The organism is Mycolicibacterium agri (assembly GCF_002553505.1).
In the GTDB taxonomy this organism is placed as follows: Bacteria; Actinomycetota; Actinomycetes; order Mycobacteriales; family Mycobacteriaceae; genus Mycobacterium; species Mycobacterium agri.
Genome location: NZ_PDCP01000003.1, coordinates 47,337 through 65,525 on the forward strand (window position 1 = coordinate 47,337; position 18,189 = coordinate 65,525).

Sequence of the window (18,189 nt, forward strand, 5' to 3'; positions counted from 1 at the left end):
CGAAGGTTATCGCACGTAGATGCCGTCTTCGCCGAGCCTCGACGCCGGGTCCAGCAGCATTTCGGCCTCCGCCTGATGCTCTTGGGCGTCATCGCCGATGCGGCGGTTACTCGGCGGCCGCTCGTAGAGCGGTTCGCCGCCCGCGATCGCCGAGATCAGCCGCCGCTGGCCTGCCACCAGTCGCTCGTTGGCCTTCGCCTCATAGGCCGCCCGCTGCTCGGGATCGAGCGCGGCGATGAACGCCTGCGGGTGAACCAGCGCGATCAGACCCGACACGTGACCGAAGCCCAGGCTGGTGATCAGGCCCGCCTTCAACGGGAACTTCTCCCCCAGCCGCAGCGTCTCACGCACCCACACGAAGTGCTCTGCGTTGGCCAACTCGTCGTCGACACAGTCCAGGCTGCGGTTGGGCGGAATCACCCCGTCGCGCAGCATCTGGCACATGCCCATCATCTGGAACACCGCGGCGCCGCCCTTGGCGTGACCCGTCAGGCTCTTCTGCGACACGATGAACAGAGGCGCCCCGTCGGACCGACCCATCGAATCGGCAAGCCGCTCATGCAGTTCCGTCTCGTTCGGGTCATTGGCCAACGTCGAGGTGTCGTGCTTGGAGATCACCGCGATGTCGTCGGGGCCGACGCCGAGCTTGGCCAGCGAGCGGGCCAGCTGCGAGTGCTTGCCGCCCTGGCCGGCGCTCAGCGCGCCCAGCCCGGGAGCCGGGATCGAGGTGTGCACGCCGTCGGCGAACGACTGCGCGTAGCCCACCACGGCCAGCACCGGCAGACCCATCTTCAGCGCAAGATCGCCGCGGGCCAGCAGAATCGTCCCGCCGCCCTGCGATTCGACGAAGCCCAACCGACGACGGTCGTTGGCCCGGGAGAACTTCGAGTCGCTGATGCCCTTGGCGCGCATCATCTCGGTGTCGGCGGTGGCCGCCATGTCACCGAAGCCGATGATCGCCTCCAGCGTCAGGTCGTCGAAGCCGCCCGCGATCACCAGTTCGGCCTTGCCGAGCCGGATCTTGTCGACGCCTTCCTCGACCGACACCGCAGCCGTCGCGCATGCGCCGACCGGGTGGATCATCGAGCCGTAGCTGCCGACGTAGGACTGGATCACATGCGCGGCAACAACATTCGGCAGGACTTCCTGCAGGATGTCGTTCGGCTTGTTCCGGCCGAGGAGGTTGCCGTGATACATGGTCTGCATCGACGTCATGCCGCCCATGCCGGTGCCCTGCGTGCTGGCCACCATGGCCGGGTGCACCCACCGCATCAACTCCGCCGGCGTGAAGCCCGCGGACAGGAACGCGTCGACGGTGGCGACGATGTTCCACACCGCGACACGGTCCAGCGAGGTGTTCATGTCCGGGCTGATGCCGTACACCGTCGGGTCGAACCCGGTGGGGATCTGACCGCCGACGGTCCGCGACAGCTTCGTCTTGCGCGGTACCCGAATCTCGGTGCCCGCCTTGCGGGTCACCTGCCAGTCGCTGCTGTCCGGAACCGGCGTTGCGATGGTGTGCTCCGGGTCGAACTGCACGAACGCGCGTGCGTCGGCCTCCGACGACACGACGAACGTGAAGTCCTTGTCCAGGAACACCGACACCAGAAGCGGTGAGGCGTGATCGGGGTCGATCGCGCCGTCGTCGACGAACTCGCGGATGCCGACCCGCTCCACGACCGCGTCGTGGTAGCGCTCCACCAACTCCGATTCGTCGACCAGTTCACCGGTTTCGGTGTCATACCAACCCGGCTTCGGGTCGTCCTCCCACTTGATCAGGCCGGTGGTCCACGCCAATTCGAGCACGCCGGCAGCCGAGAGCTCGTTGTCGACCTCCATCTCGAAGCGGGTCCGCGACGAGCCGTACGGGCCGAGTTCGGCGCCGCCGACGATCACCACCATGTCCGCGGGGTCGATGTCGAGGTTGTCCCACGCAGGCGGCGGCGCCGGGGTGTAGCCCCGTGGCGGCGACGGCAGCGCCGAGATGGTGGCCACCTGCTCGCCTTCGTCCTCGGCCGCCTCGGCGGTCATCTCCTCGCGAGCCTTGGCTGCCAGTTCCGACATGTCGATGTCGATATCGCCAAGTCCGCCAGTCAAATCGACCTTCAGCGGCTCCTGCGCTGCGGCCACCTTCGACTCGACACTGCACAGCTCCAGCAGCATCGACGCCATCTCGTCGGTCGAGTAGGTGGTGACACCCGCCTCCTCGACGGCGCTGACGATCGCGTCGTTGGCACCCATCAGGCCGGTGCCGCGGGTCCAGCCGATCAGCGCGTGCGCCAGGCTCACCCGCTGCGCCCACGACGACTCGGCCTTCCAGCGCGCCACCACGGCGTCGAGCGCGGACTTCGACTCGCCGTAGGCGCCGTCGCCACCGAACATGCCGCGGTTCGGCGACCCGGGCAGCACCACGTGCAGCCGCGAGGCGATGTCGCGCTCGGCACCGATGCGCGACAGGCCGCCGATGAGCCGCTGCACGGCCCACAGCAGAACCTTCATCTCCATCTCGGCCCGCGAGCCCGCCTCCGACAGGTCACCGGCCACGCGCGGCGCGGCGAACGGGAACAGCAGCGTAGGCGTCTGCGCGTCCTTGATGTGAATCGACTGCGGCCCAAGGCTCTCGGTCTGCTCGTTGCCGACCCACTCCACCAACGCGTCGATGTCGTTGTACGACGCCATGTTGGCGGGCACCACCCAAAGCGCCGCGTCGAAGCGGGCGTTGTCGCGGTACAGGTTGCGGTAGAACTCCAGCCTGCTGTCATCGAGCTTGGACGTCGTTGCGATGACAGTCGCACCGCCGTCGAGCAGCCCGGCGACCACCGATGCCGCGATCGACCCCTTGGAAGCGCCTGTCACGACGGCGATTTCGTCGCTGTAGCGACCCTTGCCCGGATTCTCGGCGCCTGCCGCGGCGCGGCCGAACAGCGAGGCGTGAACGTTGCGTCCCGCGGCCAGCGCCTTGCCCTGCCACCACGAGGCCTGCTTGCCGACGATGTGGCCCGCACCCTCGAACCGCTCCGAGAGCCGCTGCCAGTTGGCGTCGACCTCGTCGTCGTCCATCAGCCAGATCTTCACCAGATCCTCACGGGCGCTTGCCCAGCGGTCGTCGAACAGCACCGCCTTGCGACTGTCGAAGACCGGCGCCACCAAACGTGGCCAGTCCGAACCGAGTTCGGCCGTGACGAGGTCGATCAGCTCGGCGTCGGTGGCCGTCTCCGGCGCAGACACCGCGCTGTCGAGGCCCAACTGGTTGAGCACCAGCCGCGCCGCGTTGGCCAGCACGCCGTCGCGTCCGGTCACCTTCTCGGCGAACTCGTTGAGCGCCGCGGAGTCGACGACGCCGCCGCCCGCACCGCCGGCCGCCGACGGCAGCGAGACCGCGATGTTATGCCTGGCCGCCACCGACTGCACCGCGGCGTCGATGACTTTGTCCACGGCCGCGGCGTCGGCCAGCGCACCGTCGTGCAGGCCGCCGAGGGCGCCGCCGCGCACACTGGTGCCCTCGCGGGTGCCCAGCGCCACCTCGGCGGTGACGTGCTTGACCCAGCCGTCACCGAGCTGCCAGGTCTTCTTGACCCGCTCGGCGATGGCGGCGGGCCGCTTGCCCGACGGGCCGAGCACCGTCCGCAGCTGATCGTTGATCGCGTCGGAAAGCACTGGGCCGTAAGGCTTATACGTGCGGGCCAGCTTGCTCACCTGCGACTTGAGGCCGGCCAGATCGGCTTCGGCCGCACCGTCGATGGCGCCGAGGTCCAGCTCGGAACCCAGGTCGACGAGCAGCTGGTTCCGCCGCGACGACGCACCGTCGGTGATCGACTCGATCGAGTCCAGCGGCTCGATCTGATCGATGCGCATCTTCGCCGACAGCGCGATGAGCGCGAGCGTGGCATCGGCCGCGTCGAACGGAAGGTCGTCGGGCACAGGCGCACCCGGGGGTGCCGTCGGAGCGGGAGCCGGTGCAGGCGCAGCGGCCTCCGCCGCGGGTTCGGCCGCAGGCGCAGCCTCCGCCGCGGGCTCGTCGGCGATGTCCTCGGGCTCGGGATCGGTGTCGGTTGCGAACAACACCGCCGCGTCGCGCTCGGAGTTGAGCACCTCGACCGTGCTGTGCGAGTACTCGGGCAGCTTGAGCGTGTTGGTCGCCAGGCCCGCGACGGTCGGCGCCGACTTCACGCCGATCTCGACGAACCGCTCGACGCCCAGGCCACCGGCGGCCTCCTCGATGAACAGCAGATCCTGCGTCTCGATCCAACGCACCGGGCTGGCGAACTGCCACGCCAGCAGCTCGATGACGATCTTGCGGCACAGTTCCCGTGGCTTCTCGTTGCGCCACGTGTCGTAGTCGGCGAGCACCTCGTCGAGCGGCTCGGCGGGCACCAGGTCGCGGATCTCCTGGATGAAGTCGCGATCCAGGCTGAACGGCCGCGGCACCAGGTTGGGGATGTAACGGCCGATGATCAGCTCGGGATCCTTGTCCCGCGGCATGACCCGCTCCAGCGAGCGGCGGAAGTCGTCGACGCCGACGCGCAGCACCGACGAGTGGAACGGCACGTCGATGCCGGGCACCAGGATGAACGACCGTTTGCCGCCGGTGATCTGGCGACGCTTCTCGACCTCTTCCTCCAGCGCCTCCAGGCCCCGGACCGTGCCCGCGATGGCGTACTGCGAGCCGCGCAGGTTGAAGTTCACGATCTCCAGGAATTCTCCTGTGCGCTCGGAGATTCCGGCGACGAAGTCGACAACCTCGGAGTCGTCGAGGTCGATCTGCGACGGGCGGATGGCCGCCAGCCGGTAGTTGGACCGGCCGAACTCGTCGCGCGGCACGATGTCGTGCATCTTCGAGCCACGGTGGAACACCACCTCGAGCAGCGCCTCGAGTTCATAGACACCCGAAACGCATGCCAACGCGGTGTATTCGCCCACGGAATGGCCGCACGCAATGGCGCCCTCGACGAACGCGCCCTGCTCACGCATCTCGGCGACCTGCGCCGCGGCCACCGTCGCCATAGCGACCTGAGTGAACTGCGTCAGGTACAGCACGCCCTCGGGATGCTGATAGTGCACACCGCTGGCGATCAGGCTGGTCGGGTTGTCGCGCACCACGTGCAGCACCGAGAAGCCCAGCGTCTCGCGGGTGAACTTGTCGGCGGAGTCCCACACCTTGCGCGCGGCCTTGGACCGGGCACGCACCTCCATGCCCATGCCCTTGTGCTGAATTCCCTGACCCGGGAACGCATACACGGTCTTCGGCGCGGCCAACTGCGCCGTCGCCGACATCACCAGGTTGGACCCGACGCGCGCGGCGATCTCGAGAATCTCGGCGCCACGGTCGATTCCGACGCGGTCGACGCGGAAGTCGACCTCGTCGCCGGGCAGCACCATGCCCAGGAAGCGGGCGGTCCAGCCGACCAGCCTGGCCGGCGGAACGGCCTTGCCGTCGGTGGCGGTGACCACCTGCTGCGCGGCTGCCGACAGCCACATGCCGTGCACGATGGGCGATTTCAGGCCGGCCAGCAGCGCGGCACCGCGGTCGGTGTGGATCGGGTTGTGGTCACCGGAGACCACCGCGAATGCGCTCATGTCGGTCGGCGCGGTGACGGTGACGTCACGACGACGACGGCGCGGCGTGTCAGTCGCGTTGTCGGTCATCGCGCCACCCGCGCGCGGCGGGTCGGCGAGTTCGACGGCGCCGGTGCGGCCGCGGATCGCGAACCGCTCCTCCAGCTTGGCCAATTCGGTGCCGTCGGCGTCGGTGATCACGACGCTGACCGGAACCACACGGCCGACCTCGGTGTCGGTGGCCGCCGAAGCCGTTGCGGTGACGGTGACCTCGGCCGGCGTCTTCGGCATCGGCGCGAGCAGATGCGCGGCGTGATCCAGATGGACCAGGCTCAGCAGACCCTCGATGACCGGGAAGCCGTCCTCGGTGACGGCCGAACCGATGACCGCGAACACCGCGGGCCAGCACAGGCCCACCAGCGCATCGGGCACCATCTTCAGGCCGGGCGCCAGCGGCGCGCCGAACGTCGCGGTGACACCGGTGTGGTCGGCGACCTTCTCCGGATCCCATTCGACGACGATCTGCGCGGTGTTGTCCTGCACCGCAGGCAGTTTCGCCGGATCCGTCGCACCAGCGGCGATCGCCAGCACGGCACGCATCGCCTTCGAGGCGTCCTCGACGGTGACCACCGGCATGCCGCCGTCGACAGTGCATGTCGGCAGCGTGAAGCGGATCTGGATCCAGGTGCCCGAAAGCGGAACGCTCAGCGTGACGGTGCCGTCATCGGCGGCCTCCAGCCGTGCACCCGTGGAAGGGTGTGTCGCGCTGCGGTTTTCGTTGACCTGCCACTCGCCCGGCTCGCCGATACGGTGCACCGGGTTGATGGAGGTGCGGCCTGCCCACAGAACGTCGGGTGAGTCCAACACCACCGCCAACGGGCCCGTGGCGTCGGCGCGGGCCTGGCGCCGGCTGACGACGGCGACGGGCTCGACACCCGAGGCCAGCGCCTGGTCGATGGAGGCCTGCTCGAACCGGTCCAGCAACTCGCCGACGGGCTCGTCCATCCGGGTGATGCCCGCGACGGCCTGCGTGCCGGGGATGATGCACACCTGGTCGGCGTCGTAGCGCGCGTCGTGCGCCTGCCACAGCGAGTCGCTGCGCCACCAGCGCCGGACGTCCTTGTCGATGACCGGCACGAAGTTGACCGGCTTGCCCGGGGTCTTGCACAGCTGCACGAAGAACGGCACGTCGGCCGGGTGCAGCTTGATGCGCTCGGCGTCGGGGTAGCGGCCCAGCAGCGCGGTGATCGCCTGATCGGGCTTGTCCAGCAGGGCCTCGTCGGCGAACAACGTCTCGATCGGCCCAAAGTCCTTGGGGTGCAAGCGCGCCTCGGCACGCTTGAGCATCTCGGCGAACCGGTCGCGCCAGGTGTCGGCCAGCCACGGGCTGCCCGGCGACGCGGTGTCGGCGGTGCTGGTGCCGTCGCCGATGGCCAGTTCGACGTAGCGGCGCAGCCACTGCAGGTACGTCATCTCGCCGACGTCACCGAAGTACGGCTTGCAGGTCTTGGCCATCGCGGCGATGATCTCGTCGCGGCGCGCGGCGACCGCCTCGGCGTCACCGGCGACCTCGTCGAGCAGCCGACCGCAGCGCGAAGCCGCGTTGTCGATCTCGTGGATGTCGGCGCCGAGCTGGCTGCGGCTGGATGCCATGCCGCCCTGGGCTTTTCCGGCGCTGATCCAGTGGTCGGTGCCGGTGGTCTCGACGAGCATCCGCTTGACCGACGGCGATGTCGTCGCTTCCTTGGTCGCCATCGCCGCGGTGCCGACGAGGATGCCGTCGACCGGCATCAGCGGGAACCCGTAGGCCTGCGCCCAACGGCCCGACAGGTATTCGGCGGCCCGCTCCGGGGTGCCGATGCCGCCGCCGACGCAGACGGTGATGTTCGACCGCGACCGCACCTCGGAGTAGGTGGCCAGCAGAAGGTCGTCGAGGTCCTCCCAGGAGTGGTGACCGCCGGCGCGGCCGCCCTCAATGTGCATGATCACGGGCTTCGTCGGCACCTCGGCGGCGATGCGGATGACCGAGCGGATCTGCTCGACGGTGCCGGGCTTGAAAACGACATGGCTGATGCCGACGTCGTTGAGCTCGTCGATCAGCGCGACGGCCTCTTCGAGTTCGGGGATGCCCGCGCTGACGACGACGCCGTCGATCGGCGCACCGGACTGGCGCGCCTTCTGCACCAGCCGCTTGCCGCCGACCTGAAGCTTCCACAGATACGGGTCGAGGAACAGCGAGTTGAACTGCACGGCGCGGCCGGGCTCGAGCAGCTGGGTCAGCTCGGCGATGCGGTTCTCGAAGATCTCCTCGGTGACCTGCCCGCCGCCGGCCAGCTCGGCCCAGTGGCCGGCGTTCGCCGCAGCGGCGACGATCTTGGCGTCGACGGTCGTCGGGGTCATGCCCGCGAGCAGAATCGGCGACCGGCCGGTCAGCCGGGTGAACTTCGTCGACAGCTTCACCGAGCCGTCGGGCAGCGTGACGAGCGTCGGCGCGTAGCTCGACCACGGCTTGGCCACCTCGGGCACCGCGCCGACCGTGAACAGGTTGCGCTGCCCGCCGCGGGTGGCCGCAGGCACGATGCCGACGCCGAGGCCGCGGATGACCGGCGCCGTCAGCCGGGTCAGGATGTCGCCGGGGCCCAGATCGAGGATCCAGCGGGCGCCGGCCTCGTGCAGGGCGTTGATCTCGCCGACCCAGTCGACGCGGCGCACCAAGATGGCCTCGGCCATCTCACGGGCCAGCGCGACGTCCAGGCCGACGGCACCGGCCCAGTTGCCGACCATGTCGATCGCGTCGGACAGCCGCGGGGTGTGGAAGCCGACCTCGACCTGCACGGGGTCGAAGACCGGACTGAAGACCGCGCCGCCGCGAATCTTGTTCTTTCGCTCGGCCTCTTCCTTCTCGGCGATCTGCTGGCAGTACAGCTCGAAGCGCGACAGCTGCTCAGGCGTGCCGGTGATGACGACCGAGCGCCTGCCGTTGCGGATGGACAGCACCGGAGGCAGCACGGTGCGAACGTCTTGGGCGAACTCATCGAGGAGCGCCGCGATGCGGTCGGGGTCGGCGTTGGTCACCGACACCATCGGCGGCCGGTCGCCGAGTGCGGCGATGCCGCGCCGGCGGGCCACCAGCGTGCCCGCGGTGCCGATCAACTGCGCGAGCGCCAGCAGCTCGACGTCCTTGGCGCCCTTGGCTGCCAACGCCTCGACCGCCAGCACGCCCTGGGAGTGGCCTGCCGTGGCGACAGGCGGGGTGGCGACCAGATCCATGCCCTGGCGGGCCAGCGCGCGCACAGCGGCGATCTGGGTGAGCAGAACACCGGGCACCGACACTGCGGCCGACGTCAGGTTCTTGGCCGACGGCACGTCCTCCTCGGCGGCCAGCGCGCGGACCCACTGCATCGGCTTGAAGCCGATCGGACGCACCACGATCAGCTCGCGCGCGATGGGTTCCAGCAGTAGCTCGGCCTCACCGACGAGCGTCGACAGTTCGGCCTCGATACCGGCCGAGGACACCAACTCCTCGAGGGTCTCCAGCCAGGCGCTGCCCTGGCCGCCGAAGGCGACGGCGTAGGGCTCACCTGCGGTCAGACGATCGACGAGGGCGTGACTGGTGTGGGGCGCTCCGGATTCGTCGTCGCGGCCGGTGGACACCCTGTCATGTTCATTGATCGTCACGTCTCGTAATCTCCTCAGTGCTGCTCATCGCGCGTATCGCTGGTCGTCTCGTGGCGTGTGGGCTGTCGTCTCGGGGGAGGTCACCCCGCTCCCCTGCGGGGTACCTACGATTCGGCGTCGAATCCCGAATGGCTTCGGGCCCCTCGGGTGGGCCGCCCGACGGACACTCCAGCCGTACTAAGAGTGTCATAAGAACGAGGGTGATTTTTCCGCCCAAAATGGTTACTGGCGAGTTCTACGCTCGGGTAACCGTGCGTTGGGTAACACCCCGCTTAAAGCGGGCCGAACCCTTCCATGACAAACGTCCTGCATGCACGTGGTTACGGTCGAGTAAGTACAACAGCGCAGATCAAGGCATGACTGTTATCAAATCGTTATCTAAGAATTTGGTCTCATCTTCGTCTGTCGCGCCGCCGGCTCGCAGTCGACAGCGCGACGATATTTGTCTCTTCGCGGCCGTCGACCGTCCGAAAAAGTTTGCTGGCAAGACTTACTGATCGGTAAGGTTTAGTCCCACTGGCCGAACCGCGGCTTGAGAATGTGGTTGATGTCGACCCCGACGCCGCCGACGCTGCGCTTGTCGATTTCGACCTGATGCAGATGCGCGGCAGGGTGCGCGGCCCCCTTCGGGGACCCCCAGTTGTGCTGCCAGAAGTACGAACCGAGGCCGTCCTGGATCGCCCACTCGATGGTTTTCGAGTTCGCGTAGACGCCGACGCGCTGATGGCCGAGCACCGCTTCCCAACCCTTCAGGTACGGCGCAACTTGCTGCTTGTACTGCTCAAATGTGGGGTCGTCGTCGATCGAGGCGTAGATCGGCGCGCCGTAGGAACCGCCCGCGGCGACATGTAGCTGCCATCCTCGCTTGGCGTGCTTGATGCCTGCGTCGTAGCCGCCCAGCCAGTCGGCGGTGTCTTGCTTCCCGTACTGGTAGCAGGAGACGATCTTCAACCCGTTCTGGTAGAGATCGCGGGCCTCGGCGAGTTGGATCGGCTTGCCCAGCATCCACGCGCCACCCGGCCGGCGGTCCGAGACGTAGCGGATAGCTCCGTGTGCCCCGGCGGCACGGATGTCGGCGGCCTTGATGACGCCTGCGGCATAGTCGAGCAGGACGCCCAGCGGGGCGGCCGTCGCCCTTGGCGGCGGCACCACCGATGCGGCCGCCAGCACCGCCGGGGCCGCGGCCGCGTACTTCAGCACTGTGCGCCGGGACACCGACCAAGGGGCCGAATCGCGCGCGGACACGTGCCACAGGGTACGACAAGAACCCCAGTTTTCACGTCAACGCCACTGGTCACACTTGTATCAATATTCACACCACCCGCGCACGTGGGGGCCGCGGGGTGCGCGCAGAATCGGCCGGGTGACGTTGACCCTCGAGCCCTTCCGCATCGCGATACCCGACGCCGACCTCGCCGACCTGAAGACCAGGCTGGCCGCCACCCGCTGGCCCGAGCAGTTGCCGGGACCACCGTGGCAGCGCGGCGTGCCCGTCGACTATCTGCGCGCGCTCGCCGAGTACTGGGCCGACGGCTTCGACTGGCGCGCGCAGGAAGCGGAACTCAACTCCTACCCGCAGTACCGCACGCAAATCGACGGCCAGACCGTGCATTTCCTGCACGTCGAATCGCCCGAACCGCACGCGCGTCCGCTGATCCTGCTGCACGGCTGGCCGGGTTCGGTCGTCGAGTTCCTCGACATCATCGGCCCGCTGAGTGATCCGCGCGCCCACGGCCTCGACCCCGCCCAGGCGTTCCACCTCGTCATCCCGTCGCTGGTCGGCTACGGCTTCTCCACTCCGCTGTCCGGGCCGGGCTGGACAGCGACCCGCATCGCTGCGGCCTTCACCGAACTGATGGCGGGGCTTGGCTACTCGCGCTACTGCGTGCAGGGCGGCGACTACGGCTCCTTCATCGGGCCGGTGATGGGCAGCCTGGCCCGCGACCGCGTGATCGGCGTGCACGTCAACGCGCCGGCGTTCGGTTTCATGCCGGGCAGAAACCTGCCCGACGACGAGTACGCCGCGTTGACCGAATCCGAACGCCGCCACGTGGCGAAGGGTCGCGAGTGGGGCGCCGAGAAGACGGGCTATTTCAAGGTGCAGGGCACCCGGCCGCAGACCCTCAGCTACGGCCTGACCGATTCGCCCGTCGGCCAATTGGCGTGGATCGTCGAGAAATTCAAGGAGTGGACCGACGGCGCCGAGGAGCTGCCCGAGGACGCGGTGCCGCGCGACCGCCTGCTCGCCAACGTCTCGGTGTACTGGTTCACCGGCACGGCAGGCTCGTCGGCCAATCTCTACTACGAGACGACGCACAACCGCGCGCTGCCGGAGCCATCGGATGTGCCGACCGGTGTCGCGCTGTTCGCCGAGGACGCGGCCATCCGGCGCTACGCCGAGCGAAACCACAACATCGTGCATTGGAGCGAGTTCGACTGTGGCGGGCATTTCGCCGCGATGGAGACGCCGAAGCTCCTCGTCGACGACATCCGCGCGTTCTTCGCGACCGTCACCTGATTCGCGATTTCGGCGCGCAAACGTGCGCTGAGCGCCGTTTAGCGCGCCGAAATCACTCATTGGTCTGCGGGCGGACGGCGGAATCCGTACGATCTGCCAGTGCCCCCAGGGATGGCCAGCGCCCAGCGCCTAGATTCTGGTGCCGCCGTTGAAGATCCGCAGATCGAATTGATCGGTGTGCGTAAGGAGTTCGGCGACACCACGCGAAGCGGAATGGGCCGCGCCCACACGGTCGTCGCCGTCGAGGGCGCCGACCTCTCCGTGGCCGACGGTGAGCTATTCGCGATCCTGGGGCCCTCCGGTTCGGGCAAGACGACGGTGCTGCGCATGATCGCCGGCTTCGAGCAGCCGACGGTGGGCACCATCCGCCTCGCCGGAGTGGACGTCACCGCGCTGCCCGCCCGCAGGCGCGACGTCAACACCGTCTTCCAGGAATACGCGCTGTTTCCCCACATGACCGTTGCGCAGAACGTCGAGTACGGGCTGAGGGTCAAGGGCGTACCGCGTGACGAACGCCGCCGCCGCACCGCCGACGCGCTCGACATGGTGCGGTTGAGCGGTGAGGCGGCGCGCAAGCCGGCCCAACTGTCGGGCGGTCAGCGCCAGCGCGTCGCCTTGGCCCGAGCCCTGGTTGGTCGACCGCGGGTGCTGCTGCTCGACGAGCCTTTGGGCGCACTGGATCTCAAGTTGCGCGAGCAGATGCAGATCGAGCTCAAGGAGATTCAGCGCGAACTCGGCATCACCTTCGTCATCGTCACCCACGATCAGGACGAGGCGCTGACACTGTGCGATCGGCTCGCGGTGTTCAACGCGGGCCGCATCGAGCAGGTCGGCCGCGCCCGCGACGTCTACGAGAATCCGGCCAACCGTTTCGTCGCCGATTTCGTCGGAACCTCCAATGTGCTCGACGGTGCGACGGCCGAGGCGCTCGTCGGCAGGGCCGGGACATTCGTCGTGCGACCGGAGCGCATCGCGGTCCTGGCTCGCGGCACCGGTTCGGGGCCCGGCGTCCACACGGTCGACGCGACCGTCATGGAAACCATCTACGCCGGCCCCACCACCAAGATCGCGGCCGCCACCACTCAAGGCACCACGCTGACCGCCACCGTTCTCACGGCCAGCGCCTCGCTGCCTGCCGACCTGCAGCACGGCGCCCCAATCACGCTGGCGTGGCCCGAAAATGCGCTTCATCAACTGTCAACCGAGGAGTCGCCATGAAACCCGCCATCACCCGCATTGGACTGGTCCTGGCCGCATGTTCTGCGCTGATGGTCGCCTGCTCGAGCGCGGAGGATTCCACTGCAGGCGAGGCGCCGCCAAAGATGGAGCCGCTGAGTGAAGTCGGGAACGGCGAGGGCGAACTGAACCTCATCGCTTGGGCCGGCTACGCCGAAGACGGCTCCAACGACAAGACCGTGGACTGGGTGACGCCGTTCGAGAAGGAAACCGGCTGTCAGGTAAACGTCAAGCTGGGCAACACATCCGACGAGATGGTGCAACTGATGCGCACCGGGCAGTACGACGGGGTGTCGGCGTCCGGTGATGCGACGCTGCGGCTCATCTACGCCGGCGATGTCGCACCGGTGAACACCGACCTGGTGCCCAACTACGCCACCATCTCCGATTTCCTCAAGGACAAGGCGTGGAACTCGGTCGACGGGCAGATGTACGGCATCCCGCACGGTTGGGGCGCAAACCTGCTGATGTACAACATCGATGTGGTGCGCGACGCGCCGAATTCGTGGGGCGCGGTGTTCGACGACGCCGACAAGCACAAAGGCAAGGTGACCGCCTACGACTCCCCTATCTACATCGCCGACGCGGCGCTGTATCTGATGAAGACCAAACCGGAACTGGGCATCAAGGATCCGTATGCGCTGACACCCGAACAGCTCGACGCCGCAACCGAATTGCTCATGAAGCAGCGCGAGAACGTCGGCGACTACTGGTCGGACTACACCAAAGAGGTACAGGCGTTCGAGTCCGGCACCTCGGTCATCGGCACCACCTGGCAGGTCATCGCGAACCTGATCGGCGCCGACAACAAGGTTCAGGTCAACACCGTGTTGCCGAAAGAGGGCGCCACCGGATGGTCTGACACATGGATGATTTCGTCGAAGGCGGCACATCCCAACTGCATGTACAAGTGGATGAACTGGATCACCTCGCCGGAGGTCAATGCTCAGGTGGCCGAGTACTTCGGTGAGGCGCCGGCGCAGACGAAGGCTTGCGAGCACACCACGCAGAAGGACTTCTGCGACATATTCCACGCCACCGATGCCGATTACGCCGCCCAGATCTACTACTGGACAACGCCACAGAAGCAATGCGTGGACGGCAGCGGTGACAACTGCACGACCTACGACGAGTGGGTCACCAAGTGGCAGCAGATCAAGGGATAACGCAGGCCGCCTCGATCCCAGTGTCGGTGCGGCGGCGGATCGGCTTGACCCTCCTGCTGCTTCCGCCGATGGCCTGGCTCGTCGTGGCGTATCTGGGTTCACTTGCGGTGCTGCTGGTTTCGGCGTTCTGGAGCACCAACACTTTCACCGGCGCGGTGGTGCACCGCTTCACCACCCACAATGTGGTCAAGGCGTTCACCGATGCGGTGTTCCGGGTGACGACGCTGCGCACCATTGGGGTGGCCCTGCTGGTGACGGTCATTTGCATCGTGCTCGCGGTGCCGCTCGCCCTGTACATGGCCAAGCTGGCCACACCGCGGGTGCGCCTGCTGCTGGTGATCGCGGTGACCACCCCGCTGTGGGCCAGCTATCTGGTCAAGGCCTACGCCTGGCGGATGCTGCTCTCACCGGAGGGCCCGCTGGCCTGGGTCGGCGGCTACACGCCTGGATATGGACTCGCGGCGACGGTGATCACGCTGAGCTATCTGTGGCTGCCGTACATGGTCATCCCGGTGTTCGCCGCGTTCGACCGAGTGCCCGACTCTCTCATCGACGCGAGTTCCGACCTCGGCGCCTCCGATTTTTCGACATTGCGAATGGTGTTGGTGCCGTTGGTGTTTCCCGGTATTGCGGCGGGTTCGATTTTCACGTTCTCCTTGTCGCTGGGCGACTACATCGCGGTGACCATCGTCGGCGGCAAGACGCAACTGCTGGGTAACGTGATCTACGGCCAGCTGGTGACCGCTAACAACCAGCCGCTCGCCGCCGCGCTGTCGATCATCCCGCTGGCGGCAATCATCTTGTATCTGTTGGCGATGCGCCGCACCGGCGCGCTGGAGAACGTCTGATGAGCTCCGGCGGCATCAGGCGCATGCTACGGGCGTGGACCGCGCTGATACTGCTGTTCCTCTACGCACCCCTGGCGCTGGTTCTCGTCAACGCGTTCAACTCGTCGCGCACCTTCGCCTTTCCGCCGACCGGCTTCACGACGCAGTGGTGGGTGACCGCATGGAACAGCGAGGGCATGTGGAAGTCGTTGGCCAACTCGGTCGTGGTGGGGCTCGGCGCGACCGCGATCGCGTTGGTGCTCGGCACCATGGCGGCGTTCGCGGTGCAGCGATACGCGTTCTTCGGCCGCGAGGTGGTCAACCTGCTCATCGTGCTGCCGATCACGTTGCCCGGCATCGTCACCGGCATCGCGCTGAATGCGACATTCACGTCCGCGCTTGGCATCACGTTGGGCATGGCGACGGTGATCATCGGCCATGCCACGTTCTGCATTGTCATCGTCTTCAACAACACTCAGGCCCGGTTGCGCCGGCTCGGCGCCAGCCTGGAGGACGCCTCCGAAGACCTCGGCGCGTCACCATGGCAGACCTTCCGATTCGTGACGTTCCCGATGATGCGCGGCGCGCTTGTCGCAGGGGCGATCCTGGCGTTTGCGCTGAGCTTCGACGAGATCGTGGTGACGACATTCACCGCGGGCCCGACCGTGCAGACGTTGCCGATCTGGATCTTCGGCAACCTGTTTCGCCCCAACCAGGCGCCCGTCATCAACGTGGTGGCGGCGGCGCTGACCCTGGTGGCGGTGATCCCGGTCTGGTTGGCCCAGCGGTTCGGCGGCGACCCGGCGACCACGCGGGTATGACGCGGGCGAATCAAACGGAGTCGAGGTCGCGCAGGCGCCCCGATGCCATGTGCCCTCGCATGGATTTCGCCAGTTGATGCGTGACGACGGCGACGCCGAGGTCTCGGTAGTCCCGGACCAACCTGGCCACCTCGTCCGTCTCGCCGTCCTTCGGCACATAGCCGGGTCCGTAGCGGGCGGCGACGGCTTCCTCCAGGGCGGCCACGAGCATGGCCGCCAGTTCATCGACCGACCCGGCGGCCGACTCGAAAACCCGAAGGATCATCCGGACGTCGCGCAGGTGATCCGTCGACCGCACGACGATCTCGGCCATCGCCGGGTCGGTCAGCGTGACAGTGTCGTCGACGACTTCGGCCAATCCATAGGACACGAGCCGCCTGACCTCATCGGAGTCGACGTCGACCTTCAGGACAGCGGCGCGCGGTTCAGCGGAGGCCTCGGGCGCCTGCCGACCCAGGATCGCCTGTTGAATGCCCAGGATGGCGGCCAGGTCGTGGCCTTCCCGCATCCGCTCGAAGAACTCGGCGATGTGCGCGGAGGTGTAGCCCTTGCGCAGCAGCTGGGTGATCGTGTTGAGCTGCGAAAGGTGGTAGTCGTCGTAGTACGCGGTGCGGCCCTGCCGTCGAGGCGGATCGAGTAGGCCGCGTTCCCGGTATGCACGGATGTTGCGTGGGCTGACCCCAGAGATTCGCGCGAGATCGTCGAGTCGGTACTCAGCCACCCTGGCGCACCCGGCCTCGACGTCGGGACCAACCGTTCATGCCGCCACTCTAATACCGAACCGCCAAATTTGAGCGAATTGTGCACAGGTGTCAAAAAAGCACATCGGCGGCACTCGTTAAATGGCTCACCAGGTGATATACCAATTATGTGACGTAACTCACAACACACGTTGATGGTTTCAGCCAACTTCTGTCCGTCGTCGGCAGTATTCCCGCCAGGCGGGTGAGTGATCTCACCGGTAAAGAATTGGCGCACCGGACGCTTGCTGGGCAACCATGGATTGCGAGTCCTTTGTCCCCTTCGAATGTGAGAGGTTTCCGCGTGCGTCCCTGGATCGTTTGGGCCACCGGACTCTTGGCATACATCGTCGCCGTCCTCGACCGCACCACGCTGGGGGTATCGGGCCTGCAGGCCGCCGACCGGTTTGCTGCCAGCCCCGGGGTGCTGTCGTCGTTCGTGGTGCTGCAGATCGTCGTGTACGCCGGCGCGCAGGTTCCCGCAGGCTTGCTGCTGGACCGCTTCGGCTCCAAGAAACTGATCATCTCTGGCGCGGCACTGATGGCGGCAGGCCAGCTGACCCTGGCGTTCACCGAGTCGCTGCCCGCCGCGATCGCGGCCCGCGCCGTGGTGGGACTCGGCGATGCCGTGACGTTCATCTCGGTGCTACGGCTGGTGCCGCACTGGTTCCGGTCCGACCAGGTCCCGCTGGTGACGCAGCTGACCGGCATCTGCGGCCAACTCGGGCAGGTGCTGTCTGCGGTGCCCTTCCTTGCGCTGCTCGCCGGAAAGGGTTGGACGACGGCGTATCTGGCGGTGGTCTCCCTCGGCGTCATATCCATCGCGCTGACCCTTGCCTTGGTGAAGAACACGCCGAACGGCACGGTGTCCGATCCGCCGGCGATGTCGGTCGGCGAAGTATGGGCCAGTGTGAAAGCGGTTTGGCTGCGCCCCGGCACCCGGCTCGGCTTCTTCACGCACATGGGCACCCAGTTTTCGGTGACGGTGTTCGCGTTGATGTGGGGCCTGCCCTATCTGACCGTCGGCCAAGGGCTCTCGGTGCATGTCGCGGGCTCGCTGTTGAGCCTGTCGGTGATCACCGCGATCGCGGCGGGCATTCTGATCGGGATCTTCACCGGTCGCAAGCCGCACCGGAGGTCGCGGTTGGTACTGGCGATCGTCGCGAGCAATGCCGCGGTGTGGACGGTGGTGCTGGCGCTGCCGTCGGCCGCACCGCTGTGGTTGTTGACGCTGTTGGTCGTCGTCATCTCGGTGGGCGGCCCCGGTTCGATGGTGGGTTTCGATTTCGCGCGCACCTTCAACCCGAGCACCACTCTCGGCACCGCCCAAGGCATGGTCAACATGGGCGGCTTCTTGGCCTCGCTGTTGGTGATGCAGGCCATGGGCATGGTCATCGGCGCCGTCGGCGGCTACTCGTTCGAGTCTTTCCGGCTGGCGTGGACGGTCCAATACGCCGTCTGGGCGCTGGCCACGGTCGGCATCCTGATCACCCGGCGCAAGGCCCGCAGGGTGCTGGCGGAGGAACGAAACCTTCTGGAAGGCTTCGAGCCTCATCCCGAGGCCTATCGCGATCAACCGCGGCCGCAGCCCGAACCGAACCCGCAGCCGCACCCACAAGCGGAGGAGCCCGCCGCGGCGCGTTAGGC

The 18,189-nt window shown here is 67.3% G+C and carries 9 protein-coding genes; 6 read left to right on the forward strand and 3 right to left on the reverse strand.

Going from position 1 to position 18,189, the window contains the following annotated elements; genetic code table 11:
• Nucleotides 1-6 precede the first annotated feature (6 nt).
• Together CQY20_RS02485 and CQY20_RS02490 are read right to left on the reverse strand one after the other, a co-directional pair.
• The gene (locus CQY20_RS02485; protein ID WP_097938081.1) at nt 7-9,234 is read right to left on the reverse strand and encodes a type I polyketide synthase; all 9,228 of its coding nucleotides are present in this window, start codon (nt 9,232-9,234) and stop codon (nt 7-9) included.
• A gap of 507 nt (nt 9,235-9,741) precedes the next feature.
• A complete protein-coding gene (locus tag CQY20_RS02490) occupies nt 9,742-10,479 on the reverse strand; it encodes a DUF1906 domain-containing protein (RefSeq protein ID WP_234816067.1) in 738 nt (245 codons plus the stop codon).
• 118 nt (nt 10,480-10,597) lie between these two features.
• Here CQY20_RS02490 and CQY20_RS02495 point away from each other — a divergent pair, with 118 nt between their 5' ends.
• The 5 genes from CQY20_RS02495 (at nt 10,598) to CQY20_RS02515 (ending at nt 15,802) form a co-directional block, all read left to right on the forward strand.
• The gene (locus CQY20_RS02495) at nt 10,598-11,752 is read left to right on the forward strand and encodes an epoxide hydrolase family protein (protein WP_097938083.1); all 1,155 of its coding nucleotides are present in this window, start codon (nt 10,598-10,600) and stop codon (nt 11,750-11,752) included.
• A gap of 111 nt (nt 11,753-11,863) precedes the next feature.
• Nucleotides 11,864-12,970 carry an ABC transporter ATP-binding protein gene (locus tag CQY20_RS02500; protein ID WP_097938084.1) on the forward strand — a complete coding sequence of 369 codons (1,107 nt, stop codon included), beginning with the start codon at nt 11,864-11,866 and terminating at the stop codon, nt 12,968-12,970.
• Entirely contained in the window at nt 12,967-14,154 is a 1,188-nt protein-coding gene (locus tag CQY20_RS02505; protein WP_097938085.1) for an ABC transporter substrate-binding protein, read from the forward strand. Before CQY20_RS02500 ends, CQY20_RS02505 begins: the two co-directional genes overlap by 4 nt.
• On the forward strand, nt 14,133-15,002 hold the full coding sequence (locus CQY20_RS02510; RefSeq protein ID WP_234816068.1) for an ABC transporter permease: 870 nt from the start codon (nt 14,133-14,135) through the stop codon (nt 15,000-15,002). The genes CQY20_RS02505 and CQY20_RS02510 overlap by 22 nt, the downstream gene beginning before the upstream one ends.
• Nucleotides 15,002-15,802 (forward strand): ABC transporter permease, encoded by an 801-nt coding sequence (locus CQY20_RS02515; RefSeq protein WP_097938086.1) that lies wholly within the window; start codon nt 15,002-15,004, stop codon nt 15,800-15,802. The genes CQY20_RS02510 and CQY20_RS02515 overlap by 1 nt, the downstream gene beginning before the upstream one ends.
• Before the next feature lie 10 nt (nt 15,803-15,812).
• On the opposite strand, the gene CQY20_RS02520 is transcribed toward CQY20_RS02515, so the two are convergent.
• Entirely contained in the window at nt 15,813-16,523 is a 711-nt protein-coding gene (locus CQY20_RS02520) for a MerR family transcriptional regulator (RefSeq protein WP_097938087.1), read from the reverse strand.
• Nucleotides 16,524-16,846: 323 nt separating this feature from the next.
• On the opposite strand from CQY20_RS02520, the gene CQY20_RS02525 reads away from it, so the two are divergent.
• On the forward strand, nt 16,847-18,187 hold the full coding sequence (locus CQY20_RS02525; RefSeq protein ID WP_097938088.1) for an MFS transporter: 1,341 nt from the start codon (nt 16,847-16,849) through the stop codon (nt 18,185-18,187).
• Nucleotides 18,188-18,189: the final 2 nt, after the last annotated feature.